The following is a 17,052-nucleotide window of genomic DNA, read 5'->3' as shown; positions in this document are numbered from 1 at the left end:
GGATTTGTCATGACCGTTTTGTATACCACCGATCACGAGTGGCTCCGCATTGAGGGAGATACTGCAACGATCGGCATTACAGGCTACGCGCAGTCACAGCTTGGAGACGTCGTCTTCGTCGAGCTTCCGAAAGTCGGACGCCAGCTTAAGAAGACCGAAGCCGCGGCGGTGGTCGAGTCGGTCAAGGCGGCTTCAGACGTTTATGCGCCGATTACGGGTGAAGTCCTGCAAGTCAATGACGCACTCGGCGCAGAACCTGGACTGGTCAATACCGACGCAGAAGGTAAGGCGTGGATCTTCAAACTCAGGATCGCCGACAAGAGCGAACTCGAAGGTTTGATGGACGAGGCAGCCTACAAGGCGCACACGGCGTGAGCAATTTATCCTGCCTGGCACAAAGCCCGGCATGACGCATTCATAACTTTATTCAGGCATCTAAGGAGCCTTTCAAATGATCGCCCGTGAAGAGCCCGCTACGACCTTCGCGCGTCGCCATATCGGTCCATCGTCACGCGATATCGCTGCAATGCTGGAAACCGTGAGCGCGAAGAGCCTTGAGGCTCTGATGAACGAGGCACTGCCCTCGTCGATACGGCAGGCTGCGCCGCTCGATCTCGGTCAGGGCTTCAGCGAAACCGAAGCGCTGGCGCATATGCAAAGCCTCGCCGCGCAGAACCAGCCGTTCACGTCGCTGATCGGGCAAGGCTATTCCGGCACGATCCTGCCAGCGGTGATCCAGCGCAACATCCTGGAAAATCCGGCGTGGTACACGGCCTATACACCCTATCAGGCTGAAATCAGCCAGGGCCGGCTGGAAGCGCTATTCAATTTCCAGACCATGATCTGCGACCTCACTGGCCTCGATGTCGCCAATGCATCGCTGTTGGACGAAGCAACGGCGGCGGCGGAGGCAATGGCGCTGGCGGAGCGCGCATCATCGGTGAAAGCAAAAGCGTTTTTTGTCGATCACGACGTGCATCCGCAGACCCTTGCCGTGCTGCGAACCCGCGCAGAACCGCTAGGCTGGACGCTCATCACCGGCGATCCGCTGCGCGATCTCGACAAAGCGGACGTGTTCGGCGCGGTGTTGCAATATCCCGGCACATCCGGCGTCGTACGCGATCTGCGCCCGGCCATCGCCGCGATCAAGGCGAAAGGTGGCCTTGCAGTGGTCGCAGCCGACCTGCTGGCGCTCACGCTGCTGACCTCGCCCGGCGAACTCGGCGCTGACATAGCCGTCGGCTCCGCGCAGCGCTTCGGCGTGCCGATGGGGTATGGCGGTCCACATGCCGCCTACATGGCGGTTAGTGACGCGCTGAAACGGCTGCTGCCCGGCCGCATCGTCGGTCTGTCGGTGGATTCACGCGGGGCGCCGGCCTATCGCCTTGCTTTGCAGACCCGCGAGCAGCACATTCGCCGCGAGAAAGCCACCTCCAACATCTGCACCGCGCAGGTGCTGCTGGCGGTGATCTCCTCGATGTATGCGGTCTATCATGGTCCAAAAGGACTGGCGCAGATCGCGCGCACCGTGCATCGACACACCGCGACGTTGGCGGCGGGATTGACGAGGCTCGGTTTCGCGCCCCTGAATAGTACAGCTTTCGACACGCTGACCGTGAACGCCGGCGAACGGCAAGGCGAAATCGCTTACCGCGCAAGCAGCCAGGGCATCAACTTCCGGATCAACACAGACGGCACCCTCGGCATCGCGCTCGACGAACTCACGATACCGGAGACTGTCGAAGCGGTGTGGCGCGCATTTGGCGCTACATTCTCTTATGCCGACGTCGAAGCGCACGCTCCCGATTTGCTGCCGGCCGATCTCAAGCGCAAGACACCCTATCTGACCCACCCGGTCTTTCAGGAACACCGCTCCGAAACGGAGCTGCTGCGCTACATGCGCAAGCTCAGCGACCGCGATCTCGCGCTTGACCGCGCAATGATCCCGCTCGGCTCCTGCACGATGAAGCTCAACGCCACCACCGAAATGATTCCGCTGACGTGGGCAGCTTTCGCGAACCTGCACCCGTTCGCGCCGATGGAGCAGGCGGAAGGCTATCACATACTGTTCGAAAACTTCGAACAATGGCTGCGCGACATCACCGGCTACGACGCGATCTCGCTGCAGCCGAACTCCGGCGCACAGGGTGAATATGCCGGGCTTCTGGCGATCCGCAGTTATCATGCGGCACGCGGCGAAGGGCACCGCACGGTGTGCCTGATTCCCTCCTCGGCGCACGGCACCAATCCCGCCTCCGCCAACATGGCCGGCATGGACGTCGTGGTGGTGACTTGTGATACGCGCGGGGACGTCGACGTCAACGATTTGAAGGAAAAGGCGGCGCAGCACGCCGATCGTCTCGCCGCCATCATGATCACCTATCCGTCGACACACGGCGTGTTCGAAGAGCACATCCGCGAAATCTGCGACATCGTGCATGGCCACGGCGGACAGGTCTATCTCGATGGCGCCAACATGAACGCGCAAGTCGGCCTGTCACGGCCCGGCGACTACGGCGCCGACGTCAGCCATCTCAACCTGCACAAGACCTTCTGCATCCCTCACGGTGGCGGCGGACCGGGTATGGGCCCAATCGGCGTGAAGGCGCATCTCGCACCTTTCCTGCCCGGGCACCCCGAGACCGACGGCGCAACGCCGTCCGCGGTCGGACCGGTTTCGGCGGCGCCGTTCGGCTCGGCCTCGATCCTGACCATCTCCTACATTTACATGCTGATGATGGGCGGCGAAGGCCTGACGCGAGCGACCGAAGTCGCGATCCTCAACGCCAACTATATCGCACAGCGGCTCGACCCGCATTTCCCGGTGCTGTATCGCAACGTCAAGGGACGGGTCGCGCATGAATGCATCATCGACCCCCGCGCACTGAAGGCCAAAACCGGCGTCACCGTGGACGACATCGCCAAACGGCTGATCGACTACGGCTTCCATGCCCCGACCATGAGTTTTCCGGTGCCCGGCACGCTGATGATTGAGCCGACCGAATCCGAATCAAAAGCGGAGCTGGATCGATTCTGCGACGCCATGATCGCGATCCGGCACGAGATTGCCGAGATCGAGGCGGGCCGCTGGAAAGTCGAGGCATCGCCGCTGCGCCATGCACCACATACCGTGCATGACATCGCCGACGACGCCTGGTCACGGCCCTATAGCCGAGCCCAAGGCTGCTTCCCGTCCGGAACCTCGCGGTCGGATAAATACTGGTCTCCGGTCGGACGGGTCGACAATGCCTATGGCGACCGCAATCTCGTCTGTTCCTGTCCACCCATCGAAGACTACGCGCAAGCCGCGGAGTAGAAGATCACAGGCTGTATTCCGCTCAACGTTCTCATCCTTCTCCCTTTGGGAGAGGGATGAAGGATGAAGGATGAAGGATGGCAAAGCCGGACGCTGGGGATGTCGGCAACTCAACATCCACAGCGCCCGTCTTTTCCAAGAGGCGCGACATAAATTTCCACGAAAGATTCCCGTCTTCGCGGATCGCACCAACCCGACTCGCACGAGCCCGGGGTCTTGGAAACTCACCTCAGAGTCCTTCATCGTTTTACGGAACGGTGAAAGACTCCATCTATTGACTAGACGCGTTTTCTCACGCGAACCGCTATCCACTTCGCTCGAAAACGCTTTAGCCGGTCGACCTAAGCGTTCTCGGCAGAAAATGTTCTCGGCTTGACCCGGACCCTTCCGTGTTCGGTGGAAAACGCGGCGATCAACATCATCGAGCGCGCTTGTGCTTCCGTGGGAACGAAAGACTCAATCCTCCGCTTCCGTCTCGTCATCGTCGGTGTCGCGCTCAGGGCTGCCGGCCAGAATCTGCTCGGCGATCAGTCCTGAATTCTGCCGAATAGCCGTCTCGACCTTGGCGGTGATGTCGGGATTGGCCCGCAAGAACGCTTTCGCGTTTTCGCGGCCCTGCCCCATACGCTGACTGTCGTAGGAGAACCAGGCGCCGGATTTTTCAACGATGCCGGCCTTGACGCCAAGATCGAGGATTTCTCCCATCTTGGAGATGCCCTCGCCGTACATGATGTCGAACTCGACCTGCTTGAAGGGCGGCGCCAGCTTGTTCTTCACGACCTTGACGCGGGTCTGATTGCCAACGACCTCGTCGCGTTCCTTGATCGCCCCGATGCGGCGGATGTCGAGGCGCACGGAGGCATAGAACTTCAGCGCGTTGCCGCCGGTTGTCGTCTCCGGCGAACCATACATCACCCCGATCTTCATGCGGATCTGGTTGATGAAGATCACCATGGTGTTGGACTTGTTGATCGAGGCGGTAAGCTTGCGCAGCGCCTGGCTCATCAGCCGCGCTTGTAGCCCCGGCAGCGCGTCACCCATCTCGCCCTCGAGTTCGGCGCGCGGCACCAATGCCGCAACCGAGTCGATGATCAGCACATCCACAGCGCCCGAGCGCACCAGCGTATCGGCGATTTCCAGCGCCTGCTCGCCGTGATCGGGCTGCGATATCAGGAGGTCGTCGACATTCACACCGAGCTTGCGGGCATAGACCGGATCAAGCGCGTGCTCGGCGTCGATGAAGGCGCAGATGCCGCCCTTTTTTTGCGCCTCGGCGACCGCATGCAGCGCCAGCGTGGTCTTGCCCGAGGACTCCGGACCGTAGACCTCCACGATGCGTCCCTTGGGCAGGCCGCCGACGCCGAGCGCGATGTCGAGGCCGAGCGAGCCCGAGGAAATAACCTCCACATCCATGGACTTGTCGTTCTTGCCCAGCTTCATCACCGAGCCCTTGCCGAACTGACGCTCAATCTGTGACAGCGCGGCGGACAGGGCCTTGGACTTATCCATGGAGGATCCTTCGACGATACGCAGGGCAGCTTGGGACATAGGCCGGCTCCTTATGAACGGGATTCGCGGGCGGGACAACGAATGGCGCCGTGGTTGATCGGATGGAAAATATGTACCCTATTTGTTCTAAGTTCGCAATATGTTCTTTCGCTAGGTACTGGCCTGTTTTAACCCTAGTGGCCTAGTTTGATTTTGGGAGTGGCCTAGTTTGAAGTGGGCAGAGATGCCTCTGCCCTTTTTAAGGCAGCCGAATCAAATATTCGACGCCTCCACACTGCAAGGAGGCATCATGACTTTCATCATTGTTGCAGGAATTGCGCTCGCCGGCGCGGTTGGTTTTATCTCCACCAGATCACGTTGCACGATGTGCAGAGACGGATGGGGTAGCAGCAGTACAGGTAAAGGAACCTGCTCTTGGCATGGTGGTATTGATCGCTAACCTTGAGAGGCCGCCTCAGTGGGCGGCCTCTTTCAGTTCTTCGCTTCGCATTATTCGCGTCCCTATCCGATCGCGAAAATCCTCTCCTAATTCGATCTTAAGAGTCTGGTGCCAGCCTACCGTGATGAAAAAGATCCTGGTGCTGGCGATCGTGCTGGTCGCAATCAATCAGTGGGATGTGAATTACAACCACGGCACCCTGACCCGGGCCGGCTTTTCCTTGGCAAGGGCTCTTGGCCAAGCATTCGGCATATAAATGCGTCGCCGGCTGGATCAATGCACGCGAGATCGACGACGTTACGGCAGCTATCCCCGCAGGCTGCAAGGGCGTGCTGCTTCCGATTCGGACCCTCGACCGCCTGACGATGCCGATCGAATCCAACCCGTCATTGTCTAAGTCTGGCGATCGACAAGCCTAAACCGCCTCGATGCGCGCCTCGGTTCCGACGGTAACCCCCGGCATTCGGATACAGACAAGGTCAGCAGTGTTGCCAGAAATCATCAGCACGATGTGGAGTCGGCAGCGCCGCCAAAATCCTTTTGACTGTGCAACACGATTTGCATTTGCTGGCGGTCGCTGGGTAGCAGGATTAAGTACGATGCTGGAAGCAATTACTGCCGTCTTTGGAATTATGAGCGCCGGCATTTTCCTGGCTCACGCGATTGACGGCTACTGGTCGCGGCCTTAACCGGACCACGACGCGGGCGCGCCTGATAGGCCACCCTGCTCTGTTCGGCCGTTACATCTCAGCCAGATCGAAGTCCTGACGTAACCGCGCAGCCATGTCCCGGACACGCGTGCGCCACAGGCCCGGATCGGCGATCGGCCCGGCTTCCGGTTTGATCGTCAGCATCGCATTCCATGGGTTTCCGCCGTAAACGGTCACCACGAATCCGCGAGCCGGCGCGCCGTCAAGCGTTTGCAGCGCCTTCAGAATGATGCCCGCCAATTCGTCGGCGGTTTTGCGGCGGTCGTAGCTCTCCGGCTGGTCCGGCGGCGTTGCGGCAGTTTCTTCAACCGGACCCTCTGCCTCCGGCTGTTGCGAGGTTTCAGCGCCAAGCGATTCCGATGAAGCGCCCGGGTTGTCTTCGGGCAGCTCGGCCTCAGGCAGGGGCGCGTTATGGCGCGTCCCCAAAACGTTCTGGATCAGGGCCATCAATCCCTTGTCCAACCCGCTACTGTTACCCACGTCGGTTGCTCCAATCGATTGAGCTATGGCACCCGGACAAATCTGCTGCCCTTTGGCCGACCGTGGATATCTTGCAGGTGTCTCAGCTCAGCGCTACCCCAATCAGCACCGCGACAAGCACGCCGAAGCCGCCTAGCGCAATATTGAGAAAATTCCGGGCCAAACCAGGTTCGGTGGTCAGCATGGTGTTTCTCCGGTACGCAAAACAGATTTGCGTAGAATGAGCGCCGAATCTTAATCAAAACTTTCCAATTGATGGTCCGCGCGCCGAATCAGCAGCCGCTCCTGGCCGCAGGCTCGCATGAGCAGCGCGAAGGGGGCCGACATGACCGGCAACGATCGGGGAAGTCGCCTGAACCCTGTGGCGAAGTCCGCCTCATCAGGCGGACATCGGTTTAAGGAAATCCGTTTTCTCGACGGCCTTGGTGAGCCTCGATAAAGCTACAGGCCGGAAAATTTCCTATATCTGGACCGCCGCACAGAAGCTTTCATCCAGTTACGATGCAAAATGTAGCATGTTTCATCTGCCTCCAGCGAAAATCCGGTTTGAACCTTTGCCGCGGTGCAGAGACAGAGAAAGGGCTGGGGGATTGCACTGCCCAGTCTAGACGCAACGTCACCGGGCGATCATATTCCGCTCAGGTGACGTTGTTGTTTGTAGGGGTTGTCATAGTCAGAGCAAATGAGCCTGTTTCGCACGCGCATCGGTCCACTCATAATAGCTCTGATCGTGGGATGCGCAGGTTTCAGTTGGGTGTTCTATGGTCTTTATTTGTTGATCGGACTGGTCACGTTCAGACTTGCATACGCTCTCATGGCACCAGTCGCCAAACGGCGCGGGTGGGGAGCCGAGGGGCGTATTGCGAGGCGTCTCAGTCGTCCACCATTCGAAGATGAAAGCCGCCGAGCAAGCTAGTTTGCCGTGCCGCCTGCGGCCCCTATCCTGGACTTTGCCTTGTTTTTGGCGGTGGCCTTGGGCTGGCCCTCGTTTCGCACGCCACCCCAGGGATCGTTGCCTCCCGCAGCATCGGGAATCTTCCGCAGCGTGTCCTTGTAAGCTTTTTCGATGGCCTTCTGTTTCTCGATCTGCTCCGGCGTCTTTCCAGGCCCGTCAGCCATCATGTTGAAATGCGGCGCCTGGGCGAAAGCCGGCCCCGACACCAGAATCGCCATGAGCATGGATGCGCATAGAATCTTCATCATAACTCCTCCCCACAGCGGATAGCATAAACGCCAGATCCTTTCGGTTTCAAGCGGCTCACCGCTCGAAAACGCCGTGAGTCTCGAGACACGAGTGATGCGCCCGGCAATGGCTCGAGCGTGTCGTTCGTTGTGAGGGAACCTTGAAGGGACCGGCCGGCGCCGACCCCGACCGGTGCTTGCCGAATGCGTCCTTAAAACCGGCCCGTTGGACTGCCCACGTTTCCACCCCGGCCAGAACCGCCGTACCCGCCCGGGCCGCGTCCGAACCCTCCTCCGCCAAAACCACCGATGATGCCGATTGAGGGTACCGGCACCGGGACGTAGCTGCGCGGAGGCGGCACGTCGTCGACATAAACATCGTCCGCTTCGCGATGACGCTGGCGTGGAGGCGCCTCGCCACGCCGGGACGGCTGGGCTTGTTTTTTCTTTGGCGGCGCTTCGACTTTCTTCTTCGGCTCCCGCGACGGCACGCTGCAAGGACAGGTCGGGCCGGCCGTTACAGCGGCCACCGCCACGGCCGGATTGTCGGGCCGGTTGCGCAGACGCTCCTCCAGCTTGCGTGCCGTCGACGTCAGATCGCTATCGGGATAGTCGGTAAGGAAGACGCGATATCCCGCCGCCGTATTGGCGAGGACCGCCCTGCTCCAGGCCGCCATACGCCGGTGACGATCGAGCCACTGCCGCGCCTCCCGATCGAGCGGCGAGTCAGCATAGAGGCCAACGAACGCCTCATAGGCTTGGTCGCTGCCGTCGCCGACAATCAGCTCGTGCGCTTGCTCAGCGGTCTTGCCTTTCAGCTCATCGCGCCATTCCGCGACCGTCCGCTTGCTTTTGGAAACGGCAGGAGGCGCGGCTTCGGATGCTCCGGGAAAAAACTGGAAACCGTCCGTTAGCGAGGAACTGTCCCAGGGAGTCTGGCGGCCATTCGTGGCCTTGTTGACTTCCAAACGGACACGCTTGAAGGCTTCCTCGATCGAAAGCCCCGGCTGCCGGCTGACCGACAACAGCGCGGTCGTGTAGGGGCTATCGGCGCCCGTGCCGTCTTCCGCCTCGGCACCCGGCGAAGTTGAGAACGACAGGAATGTGCCGGGCGCGGCCACCTTGGCATCGACGATAGCGAGACCGTGTCCCACCGTCTTGTTGATCGCGGGGAACGGGTTATTGCGGCACGCGTCGAGAAGAACGATCCGCATGCGACTCGGAACCGATGTCAGCGTGTTTATGATGTCGTTCAGGCGAACCGCCTGCAGCGGAATATCGGCTTCGCGCTTTGGATCGAGATCGACCGGGACGAGGAAATTCTCGCCATCGACCTGCAAGCCATGACCGGCGTAGAAAATCAGCGCGATGGTGTCAGGGCCCTTCTCTGCGATCTTTGCCGCGAATTCCCCGGCCTTCTCGCGCATTTCGGTCTGCGACAGGTCGGAGGCCGTCAGCACTTCGAAACCGGCGTCGCCAAGCATCTGGGTCATAGCCCTGGCGTCGTTGGCGGGATTTGGCAGCGGCGTCACTGCACGATAGGCCGACTGACCGATCACCAGCGCGAGTCGGTTTTCCGCAGCAGCCGGATGCACGGTCAGCACCATCGCAGCGATCGCCCCGAAAACGATCGAGCGGATCATTGAAAATGTCATGGAATAGGCTCCGCGCAAATCTCTTCCAACCGTTGTCGATTCACCGGCCGCGTTAGTTCATCGCGCGCGCATGTGTCGCATGTCAATTCGACCTTCGCCGGTCGGTCGAACCACGTCCTCTCTACCGCTTCGGCAGGCCTAGAGCATGTTCGCATTTTGCCTGTGGTGCAGACCACAGGATGGCCGATAGCTGCGTAGAAACGATTGCAAGGCAGGCGCTTTCGATCAGCGGCCACGATCTGCTGCCCCTGCGGCTTTGGCGGCACACCGTCAAGAACGCCGGGAAGAAACAGCGATCAACTGAACGTCTGTCTCAGGCAAGGTGAATGTACGGTTAATTCTTAGGTCAAAAACAAGTGTAACGGCCAACGCATTCTTTCGAATGTTCCGAATAACCTCCACCTCCATGAACACCGAGGCGCCGCTGTGCGCCTGTCACCTCATGGCCACCGCGAACGGGGATTGCGTACATGGTCGATATTGTTAACTGGGCTCCGGCTCGTGGTTCATCGAGACGCGGGTTCACGGCACGCCCGTCTGCAAGCGCAACACGCCGCGGGGCCGCAGCCCTTGCAACGCTCGATCCCAGCCGTTGGCGATCACTTGCCGACCGTGCTGTCGAGCCCAACGGCTACTATCTCGCGGATTGGGAGCTGGCGCTCGACGCCTCGGCGCGCGACCGGACCAACGCGTCGGCGCTGACGGCACGTTCGGACCTTTTATCTGGCAAATCGGGCTCGGAGACTCTCATCGGCCTGATCCCTGTTATCTCCGCCTGGCGAGCCTACCGGATTCCACTTCCCGTTCTGGTCAGCGCCGATCCTTACGGAACGCTTTGCACGCCACTGCTCGACCATGGCCTCGCGAATCAAGCCGCGGCAGCGCTGCTGCGCGAGGCGCGTGCCCTCGGCCAACGCGCGCTGATTCTGCGCAACATCGCGCTCGACGGCGCCGCCATGAAAGCCATCACGGCAGCCCTCGAACACGACGGCCTCAAGCCGCATAGGCTGCATGGTCATGTGCGCGCCTGCCTCGACGCCACCCGCGAGGCGGAAGAACTGCTGCGCGAGGCGCTGGGCGTCAAGAAGCTCAAGGAGCTGCGGCGCCAGCGCAATCGTCTTGCGGAGCATGGCGAGGTATCGTTTCAGGTCGCGCGCTCTACCACCGACGTCGCGCGAGCGCTTGAAACCTTCCTCGCGCTGGAGGCCAGCGGATGGAAGGCACAGCGGGGGACCGCATTGATCCAGCATAGCGGCGATGCAGCTTTCATCCGCCGCGCCGCGCCGGCACTCGCCAAGCGAGGCCAGTGTGAAGTCGTAACCCTGCACGCCGGTCCGACGCCTGTGGCAGCAGCAGTCGTGCTGCGCCACCAAGACCGCGCATTTTATTTCAAGCTCGGCGTTGACGAACGTTTTGCGAAATTTTCACCCGGCGTGCAGTTGACGCTCGATCTCACGCGCCATCTCTGTGCCGACCCCGCGATCACTCTGGCGGATTCCACCGCAAATCCGGGTCATCCGATGATCGACCCAATCTGGCGCGGGCGGCTTGCGATCGGCGACGTGCTGATCCCGCTTCGCCGCAACGATCCCGCCGTTCCGCTCGCAAAAGCGGCGATCTCGCTGCGCCGGCTACTTCGCGAGCCCGCACGCCGCGTCGTCCACATCCTCCGCGAACGTCAAGAGAAGAAAGCATGAATGCTTCCGCACATGTGCCGGTCATCACCGCGGCCAACGATGCGCTTCGACGCGACTTCCCACTCAAGCCCTTCGCGATCCGGCACAGGCTTGTGGGACATCCGCTATTGACGCTGCCGCGCATCGCGCAACTGGCTGCCGAGCTGCCGCGTGACCTGATCGAATACAATTCCGGCAAGGTCGCAATCAGCCAGAATCCCGATGCGATCCCGACGGTAGACCTCGATCCGGTCGAGGTGGTGAAGCGGATCGAAACCGCTGGTGCCTGGATGGTATTGAAACGCGTGGAAAACGCTCCGGAGTATCGCCGCCTGATCGAGGACACACTGCTATCGGTCGCGCGCGCGCGCGGCTTCGACAGCTTGAGCGACGCCGGATTTGAACAGATCGAGGGCTTTCTCTTCGTCTCATCACCGAATTCGACGACGCCGTTTCATCTCGACAGCGAGGACAACTTCTTCGTCCAAATCCACGGCGAAAAATTCTTCACGATTTACGACAACACGGACCGCCGCCTCGTATCGGATGACGAGATCGAGCGCTCAATGACGAAACACCGCAATCTGAGATATGATGAGAGTTTCGCGCCGCGCGGTGTCGAATTCCACATGTTTGGCGGTGACGGCTGTTTCGTGCCTTATCAATGGCCGCATTGGGTACGCACCGCGGGATCGCACTCGATTTCGATGGCCATTACCTGGAAGACGCGCGAGGTCCGCCGCGCCAACGACCTGCACTTCCTCAATTCGATGCTGCGCGGTCTCGGCTGGCCACAGAAACCGCCAGGCGTTCAGCCTGCATTCGATGGCGTGAAGCTGGCGTTCTATCGAGCGGGGACGACGGCGGTCCGTCCGTTGCGAACCTCGATGACGATGCGGCGAATCCTGCGTCGCATCGCGCTTGGCAAGCAAGCGAATTACTATCTGAAAGACGCTTAGGTGTTGTGATTAAAGGTTGCTTCATTGCCCGGCAAAGCCGCCAAGCGAGCGCTTGAACCAGTCACTCTTCACAGACATGTCCCGTTTGGTCGGAGAGATACACCCCTCCATACCCCCCTGACCTCTCTGTCATAGCCCTGGCGACCTATGATAGGGTTCGTTCCAGTCGCACCCGAACGAGGTCGTTGATTGTCGGGCATTTCACTCTACACGCTGTCGGTCTGGGTGCTGCCGCTGGTTATCGCCATCACCTTTCACGAGGCGGCGCACGGATTCGTCGCGTACCGGCTCGGCGATAACACCGCCTGGAAGCTCGGCCGCGTCAGCTTTAACCCGCTCAGGCATATTGATCCCTTCGGTACAGTGATATTGCCGGGCATTCTGTTGCTGTCGCACGCGCCTTTCCTGTTCGGCTACGCAAAACCGGTTCCGGTAAATTTCCGAAACTTGAACCACCCCCGCATGGACATGGTCTGGGTGGCGCTTGCCGGACCCGCCACCAACATCCTGCTGGCTCTCGTCGCGGCATCGGCATTTCACGGGCTCGGCCTGGTTCCCGGCAACAGCACACAATGGGTGGCCGACAATCTGAAGAATGCGTTGATCATCAACGTCATTCTCGCGGTCTTCAACATGCTGCCGATTCCACCACTTGACGGCGGACGGGTCGCGGTCGGCCTGCTGCCGAACGTTCTGGCTGCCCCGCTCTCCCGCCTGGAACCCTACGGGATGCTGATACTGATTGGGGCCCTCCTGCTGCTTCCGGTGCTCGGCAACCAGCTCGGTCTCAATCTTGACCTTATCTCCACCATCGTGAGAACAGTCACCGGTTATGTGATACAGCTTCTTTTGCTGGTCACCGGGAATATATAATAAAAGAGCGTTGCAAGGGGCGTAGTCAATTGATCAAAGCGCAGGACAAAATGATTGCAAGACGTGCCGACACCAAGGCACGCGCCGACTTCGCAACCTGGAAAATGATGGTGAAGCTGAATGGCTCTTCGTCACTTCCGGCCGAAGCCCTGACATTCCTTTCGAGCTATAAGGGTTTGGTCGAAACGATGCCGGAGGCAGAGGCGAGCGAGGCAACCATCGACCTGATTTACAAGGCTTATTATGTGGACATGGGCGGCACCGGCACGGCGCCCGACATCAAGTCGATGCCAAAAGACCCGATCATCGATACAAGCAATGTCATGGCCTTCAAACGGCCCGATCCGCAACCACTGCCGGCGGCCAATTCCGCGGCGAACACACGGCCGCGCGTACCGGTTGCGCTGATCTTCATCTGTCTTGCGCTGATTTACGTCGGCATCCGGTATTTTCTTTTGCAATGATAGCGACTGTGCATCGCGATCCGGCTGGCTGTGACGCAGACGCCAGCGATCGCGGCCTCATCCTTTGCCTTTGACGCGGAAGACGACGGGCAGCGTGAAGCTCAATCCTTCGTCCGCGATCAGCGGCGGGGGCGGCGGCACCGGATCGGACCGGTGCATCATGGCGAGTGCGGCGTTGTCGAAGACCGGATCACCCGATCCCTTCACGATGGTGGCCGACACGACATGGCCGAGGCGATCGAGCACGAAGTTGACGAGAATCTCGACGTTTTTCTGGATGTGTTCAGGCGGATAGCGCTTGTGCTTGTCGAGATGCGCCACCAATTCCTTCTGCCAGGTGGCCAGGATTCGGCGCGCGCTTGCGCCGGTGCCTTGCTGCGGCGCGACCGAACGCTCCGATTCCTGGGCATTCTCAACGCTCGGCATCGCGGTCGCTTCAGAGGCCGCCGATTCCTGCGAGGCCGTCGTCGGCTTCGCCGCCTTTTCGGGGTCGTCATCGACCGGCTTTTTTGAGTCGGTCTCGGTGACGATCCGATCCGGTTCATCGGTCTCCGTCGGCGTGTCCTTGGGCAGATCGGTTTCCTTCTCGACCGCCTTCTGCTCGGCAAGCGCGGGCGAGGCGACGGATGCGTCGGTGTCCGGCCCGGGCGGAAGGTCGGTCGCCTCACGATGCGGCGAGGACAGATCGAGTCCGATCTCGATCGCCGGCGCGCCGAGATCATCGTCCGACTCATCGGTTTGCATGTGAGCCACCGCCAGCGCCACGCAACCGAGATGGATCGCAAGCGCGGCAGCCGCTGACAAAGCCCAAAGACGGCGGGACGGCGGTGGCTCTGCGATGATCTCAGACATGGTCAGGGCTTTGCGCTAGCCGCGGCCGGAACGGACTGGGCGTCCGGAACACCCTCGAGCGCAACCAGCTTGATTTTCGTGAAGCCGCCCGCGCGCAGGATCTCCAGCACGTCCATCAGGTCGCCGTAAGGCACCGCGCGGTCTGCCCGCAGAAAGATGAAACTGTCCTTGGTTATGTTCGGCGTGCTGTCCAGCGTCCGCACCAGATCGACGCGCTTGACCATGGTCTCGCCGATGGCGACGGCAAGATCGGCCTTGATGCTGACATAGGTCGGCTTGTCAGGCTTCTTCTGCGGTGTCGCGCTCGACGTCGGCAGGTTGACCGGAAGATCGACGGTCGACAGCGGCGCCGCCACCATGAAGATGATCAGAAGAACTAGAATGACGTCGATGAACGGCGTGACGTTGATCTCGTGCGCTTCAGCGTAATCCTCGTCGTCGTCGAGGCCGCCTTCTGCAATCGATGCGCCCATCGCCTACTCCGCCGCGCGCGACCGCGCCCCGCCGATCGAACCGACATGCGTACGATCAAGATCGCGCGACAGCAACCGGCCGGCCGATCCCGATGCGCGGCTGACCAGCTCGACGTAGCCTTTCGTCACGCGTGCGAAGTGATTGTAGATGATGACTGCGGGAATCGCCGCGACCAGACCGAGCGCCGTCGCGAGCAGGGCCTCGGCGATGCCGGGCGCCACCACCGCGAGGTTCGTGGTCTGCGACTTCGAAATCCCGATGAAGCTGTTCATGATGCCCCATACGGTGCCGAACAGACCAACGAACGGGGACGTCGCGCCGATCGTCGCAAGCAGACCCATGCCGAGCCGGATGCGACGGGATTCAGCGCGGACGATTTCAGCGAAGTTCGACGCCGCTCTCTCCTTGATGCCGGCGTCGCTGGAAATTCCGGCCGACAGCCGCGCCTCGTGCATCGCCGACGCCAGCAACGACGCCAGCACGCCATCCTTGGCGCCAAGCGCCATCTGCGCTTCCGCCAGCGAGCGTGACTCGCTGACCTGCGTCAGCGCCGCGCCCAGTTTGCGCCGCGCCAGCGACAGCTCCACCATTTTCGCGATGCAGATCGTCCACGTCACCAGCGAGGCAAACGCAAGACCGATCATCACCAGCTTGACCACAATATCGGCCGACATAAACATCGACCACGGAGACAGGTCGTGAGGTGACGCCTGCTCCAGCAGATTGGCGCCAGCGTCACCGGCGGGGGACGGCGCGGCCTCGGTGGAAGACGGTCCCGATGCGCTGGAGACCGACGAGGGCGCCTGAACCGTCGTTGCCAGCGCAGAAAATGCCGGCGTCTGCGCGGATGATGCCGTCGGATGCGGCGCACTGGTCTGCTGCGCAATCGCGGGGGAAACCAGCGACAAGACAGTCAGCGTGACCGCAAGCGAAATCGTCCTCAGTGACGTTCTAAACATCACTGCGTTCACATCTCGGCTCAACAGAAAACAAGATCATAGATGCCGACCAATTAACCATTTCAGGGACCATCAGATCAGCCCAAAGCGTTCGACACGGCTCTGTATCGCCGTCCAAATCGAAAAACAGGCTGCGTGTACGGCCACTCCTACCATGCTCCGCTATCAGAAATAAAGACGGAACACGGGCGCCACCGCCTTCAAGATCGGCGCGCCCCGCGTGGGTCGACAGCGTCCAAAGCTTTCTGATTGCTTAGAACTTCAAGGGATGGTGTGTTTACACGCAATACGCACGGATATACCACGGCGGCGCGACTATTTTTTGAAAGCCTCTAATTTCCAAGGCGCGAGCATCATGTCCCGGTCGCGAATTGTCGGTTGGACGTCCTTCGTCGCGGTGATCGCTGTGATGGGCGGCTACGCGCTGTGGCACCACGGCGTGGGAAAGCACAACGAGCCTACCAGCAACGCTGCACAGGTTCCGCCGGTTCCGGTCAGGATCGCAACCGTACGCAAAGGTGATTTTCCGATCTATCTGACCGGACTTGGAACCGTGCAGGGATTCAACACCGTCGTGGTCCGCACGCGTGTCGATGGTCAGATCGACCGGATCGCCTTCAAGGAGGGCGAGCTGGTCGAAAAGAACGACCTGCTCGCCCTGGTCGATCCGCGGTCGTACCGGGCCGCGCTCGACCAGGCCAAGGCCAAGAAAGCGCAAGATGAAGCCAATCTGGCCAATGCCGAACTCGACCTGCAGCGCTATACCAAGCTCGGCGAATTCGCGACGCGGAAGCAGACCGACACTCAGCGTTCGATGGTGCAGCAGCTCAACGCACAGATCGCTGCGGACGAAGCCGCGATTGCCAATGCACAGACCCAGCTTGACTACACCGGCATCCGTGCGCCGATTGCGGGCGTCACCGGTTTCCGTCTTGTCGATCGAGGCAACATCGTCAATGCCTCAACCCAGACCGGCATCGTCACCATCGCGCAGATCGAGCCGATCGCCGTGATTTTTACCGCGCCGGAAGATCAACTGCCGCAAATCAAGGATGCCATCGCGGCCGGTCCGCCGAAGACGGTCGCATACTCACCCGACGGCAAGAGGATGCTTTCCGAGGGAACGCTGACGCTAATTAACAATCAGGTCGACACCGCGAGCGGGACTATCCGCCTCAAGGCGGTTTTCGAGAACAAGGATCATATCCTATGGCCCGGGCAATCGGTCTCGACCCGTCTGCTAGTGTCCACTACGAAGGATGCCGTCGTGGCTCCCGATGACGCGGTCAAGCATGGAACCGACGGACTTTATGCTTACGTAGTAAAGGAAGACAACAAAGCTGAGTTTCGCAAGATCAAGGTTGGCAAGTCGATCGACGGCGAAACCATCATCGAAAAAGGGCTCGCTCCGGGAGAGCGTGTTATTGTCGCCGGACAGTATCGGGTTCAACCAGGATCGGTCGTGACGGCGACAATCGCGAGCTCCGAGTCATCGGGCGACTAG

16 protein-coding genes are annotated in these 17,052 nt (G+C 60.6%); 9 read left to right on the top strand and 7 right to left on the bottom strand.

Translation table 11 applies throughout. From position 1 onward, the window contains the following. Nucleotides 1-9: 9 nt before the first annotated feature. Nucleotides 10-375: a glycine cleavage system protein GcvH gene (gene gcvH / locus ACM561_RS06800; RefSeq protein ID WP_079446432.1), complete on the top strand. Its 366-nt coding sequence runs from the start codon at nucleotides 10-12 to the stop codon at nucleotides 373-375. 76 nt (nucleotides 376-451) lie between these two features. Beyond that, entirely contained in the window at nucleotides 452-3,316 is a 2,865-nt protein-coding gene (gene gcvP / locus ACM561_RS06795) for an aminomethyl-transferring glycine dehydrogenase (RefSeq protein ID WP_425908966.1), read from the top strand. 456 nt (nucleotides 3,317-3,772) lie between these two features. On the opposite strand, the gene recA is transcribed toward gcvP, so the two are convergent. Next, the gene (recA, locus tag ACM561_RS06790) at nucleotides 3,773-4,864 is read right to left on the bottom strand and encodes a recombinase RecA (protein ID WP_079446430.1); all 1,092 of its coding nucleotides are present in this window, start codon (nucleotides 4,862-4,864) and stop codon (nucleotides 3,773-3,775) included. A gap of 524 nt (nucleotides 4,865-5,388) precedes the next feature. Between recA and ACM561_RS06785 the strand changes: the two genes are divergently transcribed. Both ACM561_RS06785 and ACM561_RS06780 read left to right on the top strand, forming a co-directional pair. Continuing rightward, nucleotides 5,389-5,520 (top strand): hypothetical protein, encoded by a 132-nt coding sequence (locus tag ACM561_RS06785; RefSeq protein ID WP_425908964.1) that lies wholly within the window; start codon nucleotides 5,389-5,391, stop codon nucleotides 5,518-5,520. Nucleotides 5,521-5,752: 232 nt separating this feature from the next. After that, the gene (locus ACM561_RS06780; protein ID WP_425908962.1) at nucleotides 5,753-5,953 is read left to right on the top strand and encodes a hypothetical protein; all 201 of its coding nucleotides are present in this window, start codon (nucleotides 5,753-5,755) and stop codon (nucleotides 5,951-5,953) included. 51 nt (nucleotides 5,954-6,004) lie between these two features. Here the strand turns inward: ACM561_RS06780 and ACM561_RS06775 are convergent, their stop codons facing one another. The 3 genes from ACM561_RS06775 to ACM561_RS06765 form a co-directional block, all read right to left on the bottom strand. After that, nucleotides 6,005-6,454 (bottom strand): hypothetical protein, encoded by a 450-nt coding sequence (locus tag ACM561_RS06775; protein WP_425908961.1) that lies wholly within the window; start codon nucleotides 6,452-6,454, stop codon nucleotides 6,005-6,007. A gap of 912 nt (nucleotides 6,455-7,366) precedes the next feature. After that, nucleotides 7,367-7,654 carry a hypothetical protein gene (locus ACM561_RS06770; protein ID WP_425908959.1) on the bottom strand — a complete coding sequence of 96 codons (288 nt, stop codon included), beginning with the start codon at nucleotides 7,652-7,654 and terminating at the stop codon, nucleotides 7,367-7,369. A gap of 194 nt (nucleotides 7,655-7,848) precedes the next feature. Continuing rightward, entirely contained in the window at nucleotides 7,849-9,279 is a 1,431-nt protein-coding gene (locus ACM561_RS06765; protein WP_425909670.1) for a caspase family protein, read from the bottom strand. A gap of 482 nt (nucleotides 9,280-9,761) precedes the next feature. Between ACM561_RS06765 and ACM561_RS06760 the strand changes: the two genes are divergently transcribed. The 4 genes from ACM561_RS06760 (at nucleotide 9,762) to ACM561_RS06745 (ending at nucleotide 13,263) form a co-directional block, all read left to right on the top strand. Then, entirely contained in the window at nucleotides 9,762-10,988 is a 1,227-nt protein-coding gene (locus ACM561_RS06760; RefSeq protein ID WP_425908957.1) for a GNAT family N-acetyltransferase, read from the top strand. Continuing rightward, a complete protein-coding gene (locus tag ACM561_RS06755) occupies nucleotides 10,985-11,926 on the top strand; it encodes a JmjC domain-containing protein (RefSeq protein ID WP_425908955.1) in 942 nt (313 codons plus the stop codon). Before ACM561_RS06760 ends, ACM561_RS06755 begins: the two co-directional genes overlap by 4 nt. A 189-nt stretch (nucleotides 11,927-12,115) precedes the next feature. Next, complete coding sequence (locus tag ACM561_RS06750) at nucleotides 12,116-12,799, top strand: site-2 protease family protein (RefSeq protein ID WP_425908954.1); 684 nt, start codon at nucleotides 12,116-12,118, stop codon at nucleotides 12,797-12,799. A gap of 29 nt (nucleotides 12,800-12,828) precedes the next feature. Continuing rightward, nucleotides 12,829-13,263 (top strand): hypothetical protein, encoded by a 435-nt coding sequence (locus ACM561_RS06745; RefSeq protein ID WP_425908952.1) that lies wholly within the window; start codon nucleotides 12,829-12,831, stop codon nucleotides 13,261-13,263. A 57-nt stretch (nucleotides 13,264-13,320) separates the two neighbouring features. On the opposite strand, the gene ACM561_RS06740 is transcribed toward ACM561_RS06745, so the two are convergent. From ACM561_RS06740 to exbB, 3 genes are read right to left on the bottom strand one after another with little or no spacing between them, the layout of a single operon-like run. After that, on the bottom strand, nucleotides 13,321-14,115 hold the full coding sequence (locus tag ACM561_RS06740) for a TonB family protein (protein WP_425906548.1): 795 nt from the start codon (nucleotides 14,113-14,115) through the stop codon (nucleotides 13,321-13,323). A gap of 2 nt (nucleotides 14,116-14,117) precedes the next feature. Further along, complete coding sequence (gene exbD / locus ACM561_RS06735; RefSeq protein WP_425906550.1) at nucleotides 14,118-14,588, bottom strand: TonB system transport protein ExbD; 471 nt, start codon at nucleotides 14,586-14,588, stop codon at nucleotides 14,118-14,120. 3 nt (nucleotides 14,589-14,591) lie between these two features. Then, nucleotides 14,592-15,548 carry a tonB-system energizer ExbB gene (exbB, locus tag ACM561_RS06730; protein ID WP_425906551.1) on the bottom strand — a complete coding sequence of 319 codons (957 nt, stop codon included), beginning with the start codon at nucleotides 15,546-15,548 and terminating at the stop codon, nucleotides 14,592-14,594. Nucleotides 15,549-15,903: 355 nt separating this feature from the next. On the opposite strand from exbB, the gene ACM561_RS06725 reads away from it, so the two are divergent. Beyond that, nucleotides 15,904-17,052, top strand: coding sequence for an efflux RND transporter periplasmic adaptor subunit (locus ACM561_RS06725; RefSeq protein ID WP_425908951.1), 1,149 nt, complete (start codon nucleotides 15,904-15,906; stop codon nucleotides 17,050-17,052).

Source organism: Nitrobacter sp. TKz-YC02 (genome assembly GCF_049852135.1).
GTDB classification, from domain to species: domain Bacteria; phylum Pseudomonadota; class Alphaproteobacteria; order Rhizobiales; family Xanthobacteraceae; genus Nitrobacter; species Nitrobacter vulgaris.
This window is presented reverse-complemented; position numbering and strand designations above follow the sequence as displayed.